The sequence below is a fragment of the Gemmatimonas sp. genome, from assembly GCF_044344655.1.
In the GTDB taxonomy this organism is placed as follows: Bacteria; Gemmatimonadota; Gemmatimonadetes; order Gemmatimonadales; family Gemmatimonadaceae; genus Gemmatimonas.
Genome location: NZ_JBIJCN010000041.1, coordinates 14,455 through 29,325, shown reverse-complemented (window position 1 = coordinate 29,325; position 14,871 = coordinate 14,455). Strand labels below are relative to the sequence as shown.

Sequence of the window (14,871 nt, the reverse complement as noted above, 5' to 3'; positions counted from 1 at the left end):
AACGCGGCGATCGACGCCACGGCGGGGCAGGTGCTCCGCTACAACGGCCTGCTGGCGGACGCCCCGTACTCGGCGAGCTGCGGCGGGCGGACGGCGGTCCCCAGTGAGGCGTGGCGCGGGGTGACGGACGACTCCTACCTCGCCTCGGTGGACGATGTGGATCCGCGCACCGGGCGCCCCTACTGCGACATCTCGCCGCGGCACCAATGGCAGGCGGAATTCGACGAGGCGCAGCTGCAGGACATTGTGCGCCGTGCCCTTCAGGTCAGTGGCGCGCGCGACCCGAGGCCGGCGGCGGTGCAGGAGTTCTCCGTACCGGCCCGAAGCCGCTCCGGGCGGGTGGCGCGCGTGGTGCTGCGCACCGACCGTGGCGACGTGACCATCGCGGCACGGGACATTCGCGCGCTTCTGCGCGATGCGCGTGGCGCGATCCTGAACAGTACGTATTTTTCCGTGGACCGCGAAACACGCGGGCGTGGACGGCTTGCGGGCCTCACGCTGCGTGGCGTCGGCCACGGCCACGGAGTTGGGATGTGCCAATGGGGAGCGATCGGCCGGTCTCGGGCCGGGGCTGATGCCCGCGCGATCCTGCGCCATTACTATCCGGGGACCGTCGTCGGCTTCGCCGACTGATCTGCTACCTTCGGAGGCGTGAATGAAGGACGGCGTACGTATCGCCGTCGTCGGCACGGGTGCCATTGCCCAGCTGACGCACATCCCAGTCCTGTCCAAGCTGCGTGGCGCATCGCTCGTCGCCCTGTGCGACAACGATGGGGCGAAGGCGCGCGCGCTGGCCGATCGCTTCGGGGTGCCCGATGTGTTCACGGACTTCGAGGAACTGCTCGACAGTGACGAGCTCGATGCGGTGGTGATCGCCACCCCCAATCATTTGCACGAGCCGCACGTATTGAGCGCCCTGCGCAAGAAGCTGCACGTGCTGTGCGAGCGTCCGCTTGCACTGACGGCGCGCGGGGTGGAGCGGTGTCTCACGGCGGCGCAAAAGGCCGACGTCTGCCTCGTCGTGGGGAATAACCACCGGTTCCGCAGCGATACGCAGGCGCTTGATCAGTTCATCCGCAACGGCGAACTGGGGCAGGTCACCAGCATCCGGTGCGGGTCGCTGCAAGTGAAGAAGAACGCCGACGGCTGGCGCAATCGCCGCGCTGAGTCGGGCGGGGGGGTGTTCCTCGAGCACGGCTTCCCCCTCCTCGACCTCGCCATGTGGCTGGCGGACGGCCCGGCGCCGGTGCGGGTCTCTTCCAGCATGCGCCGTGGGCGCGGTGCGGGCGCCGTGGAAGACGCCATGCAGCTGTTCCTCGAGTGCGCCAACGGTATGGTGCTCAATATCGACGTATCATGGTCGTACGTGGGTGACGAGGACCGCTGGTGGTTCGAGGTGCATGCCACGCGTGGGTCGGCCAAGCTGGCCCCGCTCCGGGTCACCAAGGAACTCAATGGCCGCGCGGTCGATGTGTCGCCCAGTGGGGCCGGTGTGCGCGAGAGCCCGTTCCTGCAGAGCTACCGTGCGGAAATCGCCCACTTCCTGGCGGTCATCCGCGGTGAAACGCCGTACGAGCCCCCCACGGATCAGGTCGCAGCGCAGAAGATCGTGGAGGCCGTCTACAAAGCGGCTGACGACGGTAAGGAATTCCGGTTCTGACGCGAGCCGCCATGCCATTCCGTTCGTGGGCGCGCCGTACGGTCGCAGCGATGTCGGCGATCGTCGGCGCGTTGTGCGTTGTGCCGTTTCCTCTGCTGCTGGGGCAATCCATGCCGGCGCAGGCGGCGCTGCCTGACAACGTGGCGCAGACCCCGCGCCCTCCCGCTCCCGGTGAATCGCCGGCGCTCGACAGTGCGCGGGCTGCCATGGGCGCAGCGCTCACGATCTCCATCTACACCTACGGCCCCGGGCCCGCGGTGTTCGAGAAATTTGGGCACATCGCGATCGGGATCGCCGACGCACGCACGGGTGAGGATGTGGCGTACAACTGGGGGATGTTCGACTTCGATCAGCCGAACTTCCTGGGGCGCTTCCTTACTGGGGATACGCGCTATTGGATGGCCGGATACCGCACGTTCGAGTTCAACACCGCATACCAGGCGCAGGACCGCACGATCCGCAAGCAGGTACTGAATCTCACGCCTGTGCAGCGCGGCGCGCTGTACGATCTGGTGGCGTGGAATGCCAGCGAGCAGAATCGGTACTACCGCTACGACTACTACAACAACAATTGCAGCACGCGCGTGCGTGACGCGCTGGATTGGGTGCTGCGCGGGGCCTTGCGGCCAGCGCTCGACAGCACGACGGGATACCGCAGCTGGCGTGGCGAAACGGCGCGCATCACAGCGCAGAACCTGCCGGTGTATGCCGGCATTCAGGTCGCACTCGGCCGTGGCGCCGACCGCCACCTGACGCGCTGGGAGGAGGCGTTTCTCCCGGAGTATCTTGCGGAGTATCTCGCCGCAGTGCCGGTGGAGGGCGTCACGCTGGTACAGCAGGACACGGTGCTGTATCGCGCCCAAGGCGCTCCGCTGGACGACCACGCCCCCAATCGCATCATGCCCGCGCTTGCGCTCGGGTTGGCTCTTGGCGTGGCATTGTTCGTGCTTGCCCGGGTGGCACCCGCGGTGGTGACGGTGACGGGCGTGGTGTGGTATGCCGTGGGCGGCGTGCTCGGTGCGGCGCTGCTGCTCGCCGGCACGATTACCAAGCACGGGCCGTACATGGGAAACAACCTCAACCTCATGGCGCTCTCGCCGCTGCTGCTCTTTGCGGCGGCCCTGTGGCCATGGCGCGGGGCTACCGATCGTCGTGGCCGTGCCGCACGCGCGCTCGCGCTACTGACGGCAGGGATTGCGCTCGTGGGTCTCGTGTTGATGCACGTGCCCGGGATCTGGCAGCAGAGCATGATGGTGTACATGGTGGTGGTGCCGGTGCACGCGGCGCTGGCGCTCATCGCCACGCGCGCTGCGCGCGATTCGGGCGCCACGACATGAGCGGCACGCCGCCGAGTCGTCACGCCACGCGCGTGGCGGTGGGGATCGATGTGGGAGGGACCTTCACCGATCTTGCGGCACTGCACGACGACGGTACCGTATCGACCACGAAGGTGCTGAGTGTCCCGGCTGATCGGGCGCAGGGGGTGCTGAGCGCGCTTGAGACGGCATCGCTCGCCGCTGAACGCGTGGCGCACATCGCGCACGGCACGACCGTCGTGACCAACCTGCTGCTCGAACGGCGGGGGGCCACGGTAACTGCATGCGCCACCGCCGGCTTCACCGACGTGCTGGAGCTGCGGCGGCAGGAGCGTGCCGCGCTCTACGATCTGTCGCAGCAGCATCCGGCTCCGCTGGTGTCTCGCGAGCGGATCGTGCCGGTGGCCGAGCGCATGGGCCCCGAGGGCGTGATCGCGCCGCTGACCGATGACGCGATTGCTGCGGCCGTGGACGCCGTGCTGCAGCATGAGGCGGAGACGGTCGCCATCACGCTACTGCACGCCTACGGTGACACCACGCACGAGCAGCGACTTGCTGAGGCGCTACGCGCGGCGATCGCCCAGCGCGGCATGGCGACGGATGTGGTGACCAGCCACGAGGTTCTGCCGGAGATCCGCGAGTACGAGCGCATGGCCACCACGGTGGCGGAAGCTTACGCCCGGCCGGCGGTGCGTCGTTATCTCGCGGGGCTCAGCGATCGCCTGGCGCAGCAGGGGTATCCCGCACCACGCGTGATGACGTCGGCAGGCGGTACACTGTCGGCGCACGATGCCGCGCGGCATGCGGCGGCATTGGCGCTCAGCGGCCCCGCGGGTGGCGTGACGGGAGCGGCGGCCATCGCACGTACCCTCGGCGTGTCACGGGCGCTCACGATCGACATTGGCGGCACCAGTGCCGACGTGGGGCTCATCGAGGATGGCGAGCCACTGGTCGAGCGTGGCGGCGGCGTGGCGGGCATCCCCATCGCGTTGCCGCGCGTGTTGGTGGAAGCCGTCGCGGCGGGCGGCGGCAGCATCGCCTGGCTGGACGACGGTGGTGCCCTGCGCGCCGGACCGCACAGTGCCGGCGCAATGCCAGGGCCGGCCGCGTACGATCGTGGCGGTGAGCAGCCCACCGTGACCGACGCGCATGTGGTGCTGGGCACCATCGCCGCCGGTGAGTGGAGCGGGGGCGTGCGCATCAGCCGGGAGAAGGCCGTGGCGGCCTTGGCGCGCGTGGCCACGCCCCTTGGCGTGTCGATCGAGCGCGCTGCCGAGGCCATCATCGCCACCGCCGACGCCACGATGGCTCGGGCCCTGCGGCGAGTCAGTGTGGAGCGCGGCGTGGATCCGCGAGGGATTCCGCTCATCGCCTTCGGTGGCGGTGGGCCGCTGCACGCCTGCGGGTTGGCCGAGCGTCTCGGCATGCGGCAGGTGATCGTGCCCCCGCACGCGGGGGTGCTGAGCGCCGTTGGGTTGGCGTTGGCGCCCGAACGGCGCGAACGCCTCACCAGCTGCGTGGTCGAGGCAGACGCCTGGAGCGACGTCTCGATGGCAGCGGTGCTCGAACGGGCGGCGCGCGAGTTGGCGGCCGGCGCCACCAACCTCGAGCCGCGCTGGTGGCTGCGGGCGCGCTACGTGGGGCAGGGCTACGAGCTCGACGTGCCCGTGGCGCCCGGTGAGGCGGTTGTCGAGGTGGTGCGCCGCTTCGAGGCGCGCCACGAGGGGCGCACGGGATTCACGCTGGATCGGCCCGTGGAGTTCATCAGCGCGCGGACCACCCTCAGCAGTACGCCGTGGCCCGTGCACTTTGTGCGCCCGGAACGCCAGGGTGAGATCCCGATGGATCTCGACGACGGACGGGCCATGTCGCGGACCCTGCAGGGACCGTGTGTGGTCCGCTTGCCCGATGCGACCATGCGCGTAGCGCCGGGGTGGACGGCACGGGCACTCGAGACCGGTGGTTGGATGTTGGAGACCGCATGACTCCGCGACAGGTCGATAGCGCCCGCATTTTGGGTACGCCCGTACCGTTGCTCCTCCCCGCAGTCGGGGCGGTCCACGTGCTGGTCGTGGGCGAAGCCCCGGGGCCGCGTGGCGCCGACAAAAGCGGGGTGCCGTTCTTCGGCGATGCCGCGGGCCGCCATCTCTACACGGCGCTGCAGCGACTGAACGCCATCACGCTCCCTCCCGAGGTTGACCGCATGGACTGGGACGGCGCCGCGTTCACTGCGGCGGGGCTTGCCCCGCTGGCCCACGGCGTGGCGCTCGGTAACGCGTACGACCGCTGTCCGTCCGACGACGGACAGCGCTTCCGTGCCCCCAGCCGCAGTGAACTCGAAAGCCCGCGCAATTTTGCGCGCCTCAATCGTGACCTCGATCAGCTCACCGCGCGCGGGCTCAAGGGCATTGTGACCCTTGGGCGTGTCGCGGCGCGCACCATCGAGGTGCTGCTCGCGCAGACGCCACGGCCGCACCTTGTGCGGTGCGCGCTGGTACATCCGTCGGCGCAGGGGCTGCTCTCGATGGCGCCTGATCGCGGGAAGGGCGCGAAGATGGCCGACCTGCAGGAGGCATGGATGGAGCGCTGTCAGTATGGCGTGCGGCAGGCAGGCTATCCTGCGCATGCCGGGGAGCTGGCGTGAGCGGCGCCCCGCACTTCGATGCGCTCGAACTCACGGTGTTTTCGCAGGGTGTGGCGATGCTCGCCGAGGAGATGGGCAGCTTGCTCGAGCGCAGCAGCATCTCGCCCAACATCCGCGAGCGACGCGATGCCTCGTGTGCGCTCTTCGATGCGCACGGGCGCATGGTGGCCCAGGCTGCGCACATTCCAGTCCACCTTGGCGCCATGCCGGAGTCGGTGGCAGCGGTGCGTGCCGCCGGGGCGCGGGCAGGCGACGTGTTCCTGCTGAACGATCCCTCGCACGGCGGGTCGCACTTGCCGGATCTCACGATGGTGGAAGTGATCGCGCATCCGCACGATCCCGACGTCCTCATCGGGTACGCCGCGGTGCGCGCGCATCACGCCGACGTGGGCGGTATCAGTCCCGGCAGCATGCCCTTCGGCGCGACCGAACTGTATCAGGAAGGGATCATCGTACCGCCGGTACGTATCGAGGTGGGTGGTGCGGCGCAGCAGGATGTGCTGCACCTCATTCTCGCCAATGTGCGTACCCCGGCGGAACGTGAGGGCGACCTGCGCGCGCAGCGCGCGGCGTGCGCGGCTGGCCGAAAGGGATGGCAGTCGCTGTATCTGCGCATGGGCGCCGAGACGTTACACGCCGCCGTCGATGCGCTGCTCGACTATACCGAGCGCCGAGTCCGTGCGCGTTTGGCATTGCTGGAGGGCGCGGCGGGGCGCGCGGCCGATGCGCTCGAGGGAGACGGGGTGAGTGATGCGCCCATTGCCGTAGTCATCGCGGCGCACGTGCGCAACCACACACTGCATCTCGACTTCACCGGCACGTCTCCCGCGGTGCGTGGCAACGTGAATGCACCACCGGCGGTGGCGCGCGCCGCGGCGGTGTTCGTGCTGCGGGTCTTGTGCGACGACGACGTGCCGGTGAACGACGGCGTCGCGCGTGCGCTGCACATCTTGATGCCTGAGGATTGCGTCGCCAATGCGAAGCGGCCGAGTGCCGTGGCGGCCGGGAACGTGGAGTTGTCGCAGCGCATGACAGACGTGTGCTTCGCGGCACTCGCGGCGGCGGCCTCGAGCATCGGGGTACACGACCTGGTCATCCCGGCGCCGGGGCAGGGCACGATGAACAACGTGACGCTGGGCGCGCCAGGCTGGAGCTTCTACGAAACGCTGGGGGGCGGTCAGGGCGCGAGCCTGCGTGGCCCTGGCCCCGATGCGGTGCATGTGGGGATGAGCAACACCCGCAACACCCCGATAGAGAGTCTCGAGCGCGCGTACCCGCTGCGCGTGGTGGAGTACGCCGTACGCCGCGGGAGTGGTGGAGCAGGACGGCATCGTGGCGGCGACGGGGTGGTACGTCGCTATCAGGCGCTGGTGCCGTGCACCGCCACCCTGCTTACCGAACGACGCCGGACGGCGCCACCGGGGGCGCATGGAGGTGGTGCGGGACAGGAAGGGGCAAACCGCCTGAACGATGCCGTCTTGCCAGCAAAGACGCGCGTGGCAATGCAGGCGGGCGATGTGCTGACGATCGAGACGCCGGGCGGGGGCGGCTTCGGAGGGCTGACGTCAGCACGGTAGCCGTGGCCCGTCCCTCGCCGCCCGCAATCGGACCGATGGACGTGGTACGGCATTCCCTGCGCTGCGCGCATGGGACTCAGGGGCGGGGCCGCGTGCGTGCCTCGAGTGTCTCGCGGTCGGTGATGGTCACGAGGCGACGCTGCACCGCGATGATCCCCCGGTCCTGGAAGTCGGCCATCGCGCGCGACACCGTCTCGCGGCTCGCGCCGATCATCTGCGCAATCGTCTGGTGCGTGAGCGGCTTCACGAGCGTGGCCGGTTCCCCCGGCGAGGCATGCTCCAGCAGGACCTTCGCCACCCGCCCCGGCACATCCAGCAGGACGAGGCTGCCAATGGTCTCGTCCGCTTGGCGAAGGCGACGCGACAGCTCCACCATCAGCCCCCACGCCACCTCGGGGTTCTGCTCCACCCGTCGCCGGAAATCGGTGCGGCGCAGCACTAGCAGGCTCGACGCCTGCGTGGACACCACATGCGCCGAGCGCGGGCCACCATCGATCAACGCCAGTTCGCCAAAGTGATCGCCCACGCTGAGCACGTTGAGGATCACCTCGCGGCCGTCATCGCCGACCAAGACCACCTTCACCTCGCCCGAGCGCACGACGAACAGGGCATCACCGGCGTCCCCTTCACTGAGGATCATCGAGCCCTTGGCAAACTTCTGTTCGCGCGTGAGCTCCGCGAACCCACGGACGGCCGGCCGGTCCAGTTGCCGGAAGAGCGGCACGGTGGACAGGAAGTCGGCGATGCGGTCGAGCGAAACGCTCATCGTGGGGGGGGCGAAGCGCAGGGGGGGCGGACCGAAGGTAACCATAGTCTAGCACCTCTTCTGGTGTATCTTGCGCGGGAGCGTCGGGATTCCACCGGGAACCCGCTGCCGTGGGACGGGCGCCTCTCGGCGTTCGCCGCGAACAGCGCATCCGGTGAGCCATCCGCCTGTGGAGTCCCATCGGTGATACCCGCTTCCCCCGGCAGGGCTTCCAGACGGCCCGCAGGGGTGACCGGGGCGAAGCCTAACCACGCACGTCACATGCCCGCCGTGACCGATATCACGAATTTCGTCCCACTTCTCCGATTTGCTTCATGCTGAGCCACCTGCGCGACCGCATGGCCGATGCGCTGCGGCGTGCCACCGAGGTGGAACAGCTGCTCGCAGACCCGGAAACCACCAAAGACGCGGCCCGTCTGGCGGACCTGGGGCGCGAGCATCACCGTCTCGCTGAGGTCGTGGCCAAGGCCAACCGCCTCACCAAGGCGGAGCTGGAACTCACCGACGCCCGCGAACTCGCCAATGGCGACGATCCAGACTTCGCTGCCGAAGCGCGCGCGGAGGTCACGCGCCTCGAGGCCGAGGTGGCGCAGCTGGAGAAGGCCATGCTGCCGCTGCTCATTCCGCGAGATCCGCTCGATGACCGTCCGGCCATCGTGGAAATCCGCGCCGGTACGGGCGGCGACGAAGCTGGGCTTTTCGCGGGCGACCTGCTGCGCATGTACACGCGCTTCATCGAGCGCCGTGGCTGGCGTATCGAGCCCATCTCGTACTCCGAAGGCACGCTGGGGGGCGTGAAGGAGTCGGTCTTCAAAGTCATCGGTGACGGGGCCTTCGGTGTGCTGCGCTGGGAGTCGGGGGTGCATCGCGTGCAACGCGTGCCCGCCACCGAAAGCCAGGGCCGCATTCACACGTCCGCCGCCACGGTGGCCGTGCTCCCCGAGGCCGAAGAGGTCGACATGAAGATCGAGGACAAGGATCTTCGCATCGACGTGTTCCGTTCCTCCGGACCTGGCGGCCAGAGCGTCAACACCACCGACTCGGCCGTGCGCATTACGCACATCCCGTCCGGCATTGTGGTGTCGCAGCAGGACCAGAAGTCGCAGCTGCAGAACAAGCTCAAGGCCATGGACGTGCTGCGTGCGCGCCTGCTCGACCTCCGGCTCGCCGAGCAGGAGGCGGAACGCTCGCGCCTGCGCAAGTCGCAGGTGAGCACGGGCGACCGGTCCGCCAAGATCCGTACGTACAACTTTCCGCAGGGGCGCGTGACCGATCATCGCGTGGGCGTGACGCTGTACAACATCGATGGCGTGATGAACGGCGACATCAGCGACTTCATCGACGCCATTCAGCTCGCCAATGCCGAGGAGAGCCTCGTCGGGTGACCGATGGGCACCGCATGACGCTGCGCGACGTGGTGCGCCGGGTGGTGGCGCTAGTGGCCGATGCGCCGGCGCTCGAGCCGGAGGTGCGTGGTGATGCTGAACGCGAAGGGCGCCTGCTCGTGGCTGGTGTACTGGATCTCTCGCCGGGTGAACTGGCCACGCGGCTGGTTGGCCACCCGGCGCTGGGGCCGGGCGAGGCAGACGCCATCGAACTGGCCCTGATGCGACGGCTGCGTGGTGAGCCACTGGCCTACGCGGTGGGGCACGCCCCGTTCCGCGATCTCGTGCTGCAGGTGGACCGACGCGTCCTCATCCCGAGGCCGGAGACCGAGGTGGTGGTGGGGGAGGCGCTGCGGCGTGCGGCCCCCACCCCCGGCGGCGTGGCGGTGGACATCGGCACCGGCTCGGGGGCGATCGCGCTCAGCCTCGCCACCGAGGGGGCCTTCGAGCGCGTCGTGGCCACCGATGTGTCCGACGACGCGCTCGCCGTGGCCGCCCACAACGCGCGGCGTGTACTCGCAGACGGGCACCCCCCCGTGGAGTTCCGCCTGGGCAGTGATCTGGCCCCGGTGCAGGGGCTCCGTGCCCGTGTGATTGTGGCCAATCCCCCGTACATTGCGTACGAGGAGGCTCCGATGCTCCCACGCAGTGTACGGGATTGGGAACCGACGGTGGCGTTGTTCGCGGCGCAGCAGGGGATGGCGCGCTATGAATCACTGCTCAGCGGTGCTCAGGCCATATTGGAGCCGGGCGGGTGGCTGGTGCTGGAGCTCGACGCCAATCGCGCCGCGCGTACCGCCAACCTTGCGGCGGCACGGGGGTACGAGGAGGTGCAGGTGCTGCAGGATTACGCCAGACGTGATCGGGTCCTGGTGGCGCGCGCGCCAGTTCGCTGACGTACATCAGCGGCTCACTCAATAGTCACGCACAACCCTACGCGGCCGGGAGGCCGATTTCATGCTCGAAGACAAGGCGAAGGATCTCGGCCGCACGATCGGCCAGAGCGACGAGTACAAGGCGGTCAAGCGCTCGAGCGAAGCGCTCAACAACGACCGCGAGGCCACCACGATCCTTCGTCAGATGGAGAAGATCCGTCAGGATGCACAGGCCATGATCGACCGTGGCGAGGAGCCCACGAGCGACATGGAGCAGCAGCTCGATACGCTCCTGCAGCAGGTGCAAGTGAATCCGGCCTATCAGGTGGCGATCTCTGCGCAGGACAACTTCGACAAGCTGATGCTGCGCGTGAACCAGTGGATCGCCGACGGCATCCGCGCGGGCGCCACGAGTCAGATCATCCTTGGCTGAACCAACGGACCGGCAGATGAACGGCACGGATGGCGCGGGCGTGTTCCTGGTGCTCGAGGGGGGGGAGGGGGTGGGCAAGACCACGCAGTGGTCGCGGCTGGCCGACACCCTCCGGGCCGCCGGGCATGACGTGGTGGCGGTGCGTGAGCCGGGGGGCACGCCGGCGGGCGACGCCATCCGTCGGCTACTGCTCGATCCGGCCTCCACGCTCTCGCCGGAAAGCGAGGCGCTGCTCTTCGCCGCGTCACGGGCGCAATTGGTGCGCGACGTGATCGAACCGGCCATCGCGCGGGGCGCGGTGGTGCTGGTAGACCGCTTTCTGCTCTCCACCTACGCCTATCAGGGTGCGGGGCGTGGTCTGTCCATGCCTGCGCTTCGTCAGGTGAACGCCCTCGCCACCGGTGGGCGCACCCCCGATCTCACGTTGCTGCTGTCGGTGCCGCTCGACACGGCGCAGGCGCGCATGCAGGCCCGCGGTACCGCCGATCGCATGGAGCAGGAAGACGTGGCCTTTCATCGACGGGTTCGCGATGCCTTCGAGGCGGCGCTGGCGCCGTCGTGGCAGCATGCGCATCCCGAGGTGGGCCGCGTGGTGGCGGTCACGGCCGACGCGTCGCCCGACGTGGTGACTGTGCGCTGCCTCGAGATGCTGGTGGCGCGTTGGCCCGAGCGCTTCACCGCGTCGTCCATCGCGGCTCTCACGGCCAGCCAACATGCCTGATCTATTTCCTGACGCGCCTCCGCCGTCGCGGCCGCGGGCACGCGGGCTCGTTGTGGCCCTCGGCTTCGGCACGCTGCTCGCCGTAGGGAGCTGGTGGGCCGGTCGCGATCTCACCGCCGCCGCATCGCCCGCGCGCGCGCCGCTGGGAGGCGCCCGCCTCTTCGATCAGGTCGTCGCTGCGGTGGCGCAGAAGTACGTGGACTCGCTCCCCGCTGACTCGATTTATGCCAAGTCGGTGGCGGGGATGCTGAGCGAATTGCAGGACCCGTTCACGTCGTTTCTCGCCGAAGAGCGTGTCCGCCGGCTCAGTGAGCAGATGAACGGGACCATCTCGGGGATCGGTCTGCAGATCGACATCCGTGACGGCTGGCCTGTGGTGATCGAGCCGCTGCTGGGCGGTCCGTCGGAGCGCGCCGGCGTGCTGGCTGGCGATCGCATTATCCGCATCGGCAAGGAGAGCACCAAGGATCTCGACCGCGACGAAGTGTCCTCGCGCGTACGCGGCCCCATGGGCTCCTCAGTCACGTTCACCGTACAGCGCGGCGACCAGCAGATCAGCTTCACGATCGCGCGCGACAAGGTGCATTTGCGCGCCGTGCAACGTGCCGCGATCCTCCCCAACGGCGTCGGCTACGTGGACGTAAACGTGTTCAACGCGTTCACCGCCGAGGAGTTGGCCACCGCGGTCGACTCGCTGGTGAAGCAGGGAGCGCGCTCGCTGGTCATGGACCTGCGCGGCAATCCCGGCGGTCTGCTCGAGCAGGGCGTGGCGGTCGCTGAACTGTTCCTCGATCGCGGACAGAGCATCGTACAGCTGCGCGGCCGTCCCGGGACCCCCCCGCAAACGTATGCCGACTCGATGCCGCAGCGGTGGCCGACGCTGCCCCTCGCGGTGCTCGTGGACCGCGCCAGTGCGAGTGCGTCGGAAATCGTGGCCGGCGCCCTCCAGGATCACGACCGGGCCGTGGTCGTGGGCGTGACGAGCTTCGGCAAGGGGAGCGCGCAAAATGTGTACCCGCTTTCCAACGGCGGCGCGCTGCGGCTCACCATCGCGCGCTGGTTCACGCCGGTGGGGCGCAGTATCAGCCGGGCGCCGGAGAAGGATCCCGACGAGTTGGACGAAGAGACCGACACCGGCGGGGTGTCGCTGCCCGACACGATCCGTCCGCGCTTTCGCACCGATGCCGGGCGCACCGTATTCGGTGGGGGCGGCATCACCCCAGACCTAGTGGTGGGCGACACGATCGCGCCGCTGCCCGTGCAGGCGCTCGCGCGTGCCATGGGGAAAAATCTCGGCGCGTATCAGGACGGGCTGTCGAAGCTCGGTCTGGAGCATCGGCGCAGCATGAAGGCGCCGAACGAGTCGGTCACCCGTGCGCTGCTCGACGAACTCTACGCCGACTTGTTGCAGCGCAAGGTGGCCCCGCCACGCGGGGTGTACGATGCCGCCGGCCCGTGGATCGCGCGATCCCTCGGCTACGAGATGACGCGCCAGGCATTTGGTAGCGAGGCCGAGTTCATGCGGCGCTCACAGGATGATGCCACCCTGCTGCGTGCAACCCAGCTGCTGACCGGATCACGCACGCCGCGAGACGTGTTCGGTACGCTCGAGAAGCGGTAAGCGTCCCACTCAGGTCCCACTCAGGTCCCACTCAGGCCACGATCAGGTCCCCGGCAACTTCGTGGACACCTTCACGCCCTTGGGCACGGTAAAGGTGAAGGCGTCTTTCGCGAGGGTGGCGCCGGGGGTCCAGGATGTGAGCGTGATGGTGCGATCGATCCCCTGATCATCGACCACCTGAACGCGTACAGGGCGGGGCTCCTTGTCATCAAGCCACAGGACCGCCTTCTGGAATGGCACACGATCCGGATCGCGCGGGAGCAGTTGCACACGACGGGTGGTCCGTCCTTCCACCGGCGCGGCTTCGCCGCCGCTGATGACGAAGGCGCGCTTGGGGGAGTCGAGCAACTGCCCCAGCAGATCCGCGACAATCGCACCATCGGCATCGCCGGGCAGCTTGAGGACCTGTCCGGGCGCACTGCTGGGGAGGTAGACCCACAGCGTCTTGCCGTCGCCCACGATGCGATCACCCGCGGGCTGAGTGAAGGTGATACTGACCTTGCCCGGCCGTTCCTGATGAAACACGCCCTTGGACGTGGCCGTGCGCCCGATAATCGGGTTGGTGATCTTCTGGTCGAAGTTCGCCTCGAGCGTGCGCGTGTCCTTCCACGCCCGCGCCACCCGATCATACGCCATCTCGGCGCCGGTTTGCGCGCGCAGAATGACGGGCGAAGTGACCGCAACCGCGATGACCGCGATCACGAAGGCGGAAGTGTGCTGTTGGTTCATGGCTGAATTACCCGGAAACGCCCATCGGGGTTCACGGCGTGACGGTGAGCACGGAGACCGACCGCGTGATGCGCTCCGTGTCCCCGTTCCTCCGTGCCTCCCACGAGCTGTTCGTCAGAGCGTCGTGATGCTACGCGCGATGGCCGTAGCGATCGTCCGGAGCTGACGCACCAGCTCGGTGAATTGATCGGGGTGGAGCGACTGGGCGCCGTCCGACAGCGCCTTATCGGGGGTCGGGTGCATCTCGACCAGGATACCGTCGGCACCGGCCGCGACGGCGGCACGCGCCATGGGGGTGACCTTGTCGCGTAGTCCCGTGCCATGGCTCGGATCGGCCACGATGGGCAGGTGCGACAGCTTCTGCACCACCGGGATGGCGGTGAGGTCGAACAGATTGCGCGTGGCGTTGTCGAAGGTGCGCACGCCACGCTCGCACAGGATCACGTTGGGGTTGCCCTCCGCGAGGATGTACTCCGCACTGAGCAGCAGGTCGTTGATCGTGGCGGCCATGCCGCGCTTGAGGAGCACCGGCTTCCCGAGTGTGCCCACGTGACGCAGCAGGGAGTAGTTCTGCATGTTCCGCGCGCCGATTTGAATGCAGTCGGCATATTCGGCCACGAGGTCGGCGCCCCGTTCGTCCATCGCTTCGGTGACGATGGCGAGCCCTGTTTCCTGACGTGCGAGCGCGAGCAGCTCGAGTCCCTGCTTGCCGAGCCCCTGAAATGCGTAGGGGCTCGAACGCGGTTTGAAGGCACCGCCGCGCAGTGCGGCGCCGCCGGCTGCCCTCACCTGACGCGCTGCGGTGAGGATCTGTTCGGCGTTTTCCACGGAGCAGGGGCCCCCGACCACAGGCACCTCGGTGCCGCCGAAACGCACGCCGGGCGCGATCTCGACGATCGTGGTCTCGGGCTTCCAATCACGCGATGCTTGGCGAAAGGGCTTCTGCACGATGAGCACGCTGGATACACCCGGCAGCCCCTCCATATACGACCAATCCACCTTGGCGTCATCGCCAAGGAGACCGATCGCCGTGCGCACGGCGCCCGGCAGCGGGAGAGGTTTGAAGCCCTGACGCGCGATCTCTTCGCAAACCCGATCGATATCGGCAGACGAAGCGTTGGGCTGCATCACGACCAGCATGTCA

The 14,871-nt window shown here is 68.5% G+C and carries 14 protein-coding genes; 11 read left to right on the top strand and 3 right to left on the bottom strand.

Annotated features, from left to right (window positions below):
• The 6 genes from ACIQ51_RS11040 to ACIQ51_RS11015 form a co-directional block, all read left to right on the top strand.
• Positions 1-633, top strand: a 633-nt coding sequence (locus ACIQ51_RS11040) for a SpoIID/LytB domain-containing protein (RefSeq protein ID WP_396205097.1), incomplete at its 5' end; no start/stop codon positions are given.
• A 22-nt stretch (positions 634-655) separates the two neighbouring features.
• A complete protein-coding gene (locus ACIQ51_RS11035; protein WP_396205096.1) occupies positions 656-1,660 on the top strand; it encodes a Gfo/Idh/MocA family protein in 1,005 nt (334 codons plus the stop codon).
• A gap of 11 nt (positions 1,661-1,671) precedes the next feature.
• Positions 1,672-2,997, top strand: a complete 1,326-nt coding sequence (locus ACIQ51_RS11030) for a DUF4105 domain-containing protein (RefSeq protein WP_396205095.1) — start codon at positions 1,672-1,674, stop codon at positions 2,995-2,997.
• Entirely contained in the window at positions 2,994-4,961 is a 1,968-nt protein-coding gene (locus ACIQ51_RS11025; RefSeq protein WP_396205094.1) for a hydantoinase/oxoprolinase family protein, read from the top strand. Before ACIQ51_RS11030 ends, ACIQ51_RS11025 begins: the two co-directional genes overlap by 4 nt.
• Entirely contained in the window at positions 4,958-5,620 is a 663-nt protein-coding gene (locus tag ACIQ51_RS11020) for a uracil-DNA glycosylase family protein (RefSeq protein ID WP_396205093.1), read from the top strand. Before ACIQ51_RS11025 ends, ACIQ51_RS11020 begins: the two co-directional genes overlap by 4 nt.
• Entirely contained in the window at positions 5,617-7,197 is a 1,581-nt protein-coding gene (locus ACIQ51_RS11015; protein ID WP_396205092.1) for a hydantoinase B/oxoprolinase family protein, read from the top strand. The genes ACIQ51_RS11020 and ACIQ51_RS11015 overlap by 4 nt, the downstream gene beginning before the upstream one ends.
• A gap of 76 nt (positions 7,198-7,273) precedes the next feature.
• Here ACIQ51_RS11015 and ACIQ51_RS11010 read toward each other — a convergent pair whose 3' ends face one another.
• Positions 7,274-7,963, bottom strand: a complete 690-nt coding sequence (locus tag ACIQ51_RS11010) for a Crp/Fnr family transcriptional regulator (protein ID WP_396205091.1) — start codon at positions 7,961-7,963, stop codon at positions 7,274-7,276.
• 314 nt (positions 7,964-8,277) lie between these two features.
• Here ACIQ51_RS11010 and prfA point away from each other — a divergent pair, with 314 nt between their 5' ends.
• From prfA to ACIQ51_RS10985, 5 genes are all read left to right on the top strand, one after another.
• Entirely contained in the window at positions 8,278-9,348 is a 1,071-nt protein-coding gene (gene prfA / locus ACIQ51_RS11005; protein WP_396205090.1) for a peptide chain release factor 1, read from the top strand.
• Positions 9,345-10,244 (top strand): peptide chain release factor N(5)-glutamine methyltransferase, encoded by a 900-nt coding sequence (prmC, locus tag ACIQ51_RS11000; protein ID WP_396205089.1) that lies wholly within the window; start codon positions 9,345-9,347, stop codon positions 10,242-10,244. The genes prfA and prmC overlap by 4 nt, the downstream gene beginning before the upstream one ends.
• A gap of 61 nt (positions 10,245-10,305) precedes the next feature.
• Entirely contained in the window at positions 10,306-10,656 is a 351-nt protein-coding gene (locus ACIQ51_RS10995; RefSeq protein WP_396205088.1) for a YlbF family regulator, read from the top strand.
• On the top strand, positions 10,649-11,377 hold the full coding sequence (gene tmk, locus ACIQ51_RS10990; protein WP_396205087.1) for a dTMP kinase: 729 nt from the start codon (positions 10,649-10,651) through the stop codon (positions 11,375-11,377). The genes ACIQ51_RS10995 and tmk overlap by 8 nt, the downstream gene beginning before the upstream one ends.
• Entirely contained in the window at positions 11,370-12,998 is a 1,629-nt protein-coding gene (locus tag ACIQ51_RS10985) for a S41 family peptidase (protein WP_396205086.1), read from the top strand. The genes tmk and ACIQ51_RS10985 overlap by 8 nt, the downstream gene beginning before the upstream one ends.
• Before the next feature lie 42 nt (positions 12,999-13,040).
• Here the strand turns inward: ACIQ51_RS10985 and ACIQ51_RS10980 are convergent, their stop codons facing one another.
• Both ACIQ51_RS10980 and aroF read right to left on the bottom strand, forming a co-directional pair.
• The gene (locus ACIQ51_RS10980; RefSeq protein WP_396205085.1) at positions 13,041-13,727 is read right to left on the bottom strand and encodes an outer membrane lipoprotein carrier protein LolA; all 687 of its coding nucleotides are present in this window, start codon (positions 13,725-13,727) and stop codon (positions 13,041-13,043) included.
• A gap of 114 nt (positions 13,728-13,841) precedes the next feature.
• Positions 13,842-14,867, bottom strand: a complete 1,026-nt coding sequence (aroF, locus tag ACIQ51_RS10975; RefSeq protein ID WP_396205084.1) for a 3-deoxy-7-phosphoheptulonate synthase — start codon at positions 14,865-14,867, stop codon at positions 13,842-13,844.
• Between the last annotated feature and the right edge of the window lie 4 nt (positions 14,868-14,871).

Coding starts and splice junctions, on each gene's coding strand:
- ACIQ51_RS10980 (WP_396205085.1), bottom strand. CDS start 13,727: ATGAACCAACAGCACACTTCCGCCTTCGTGATCGCGGTCATCGCGGTT.
- aroF (WP_396205084.1), bottom strand. CDS start 14,867: ATGCTGGTCGTGATGCAGCCCAACGCTTCGTCTGCCGATATCGATCGG.
- ACIQ51_RS11020 (WP_396205093.1), top strand. CDS start 4,958: ATGACTCCGCGACAGGTCGATAGCGCCCGCATTTTGGGTACGCCCGTA.
- prfA (WP_396205090.1), top strand. CDS start 8,278: ATGCTGAGCCACCTGCGCGACCGCATGGCCGATGCGCTGCGGCGTGCC.
- ACIQ51_RS11010 (WP_396205091.1), bottom strand. CDS start 7,963: ATGAGCGTTTCGCTCGACCGCATCGCCGACTTCCTGTCCACCGTGCCG.
- ACIQ51_RS11025 (WP_396205094.1), top strand. CDS start 2,994: ATGAGCGGCACGCCGCCGAGTCGTCACGCCACGCGCGTGGCGGTGGGG.
- ACIQ51_RS10985 (WP_396205086.1), top strand. CDS start 11,370: ATGCCTGATCTATTTCCTGACGCGCCTCCGCCGTCGCGGCCGCGGGCA.
- ACIQ51_RS11035 (WP_396205096.1), top strand. CDS start 656: ATGAAGGACGGCGTACGTATCGCCGTCGTCGGCACGGGTGCCATTGCC.
- ACIQ51_RS11030 (WP_396205095.1), top strand. CDS start 1,672: ATGCCATTCCGTTCGTGGGCGCGCCGTACGGTCGCAGCGATGTCGGCG.
- ACIQ51_RS10995 (WP_396205088.1), top strand. CDS start 10,306: ATGCTCGAAGACAAGGCGAAGGATCTCGGCCGCACGATCGGCCAGAGC.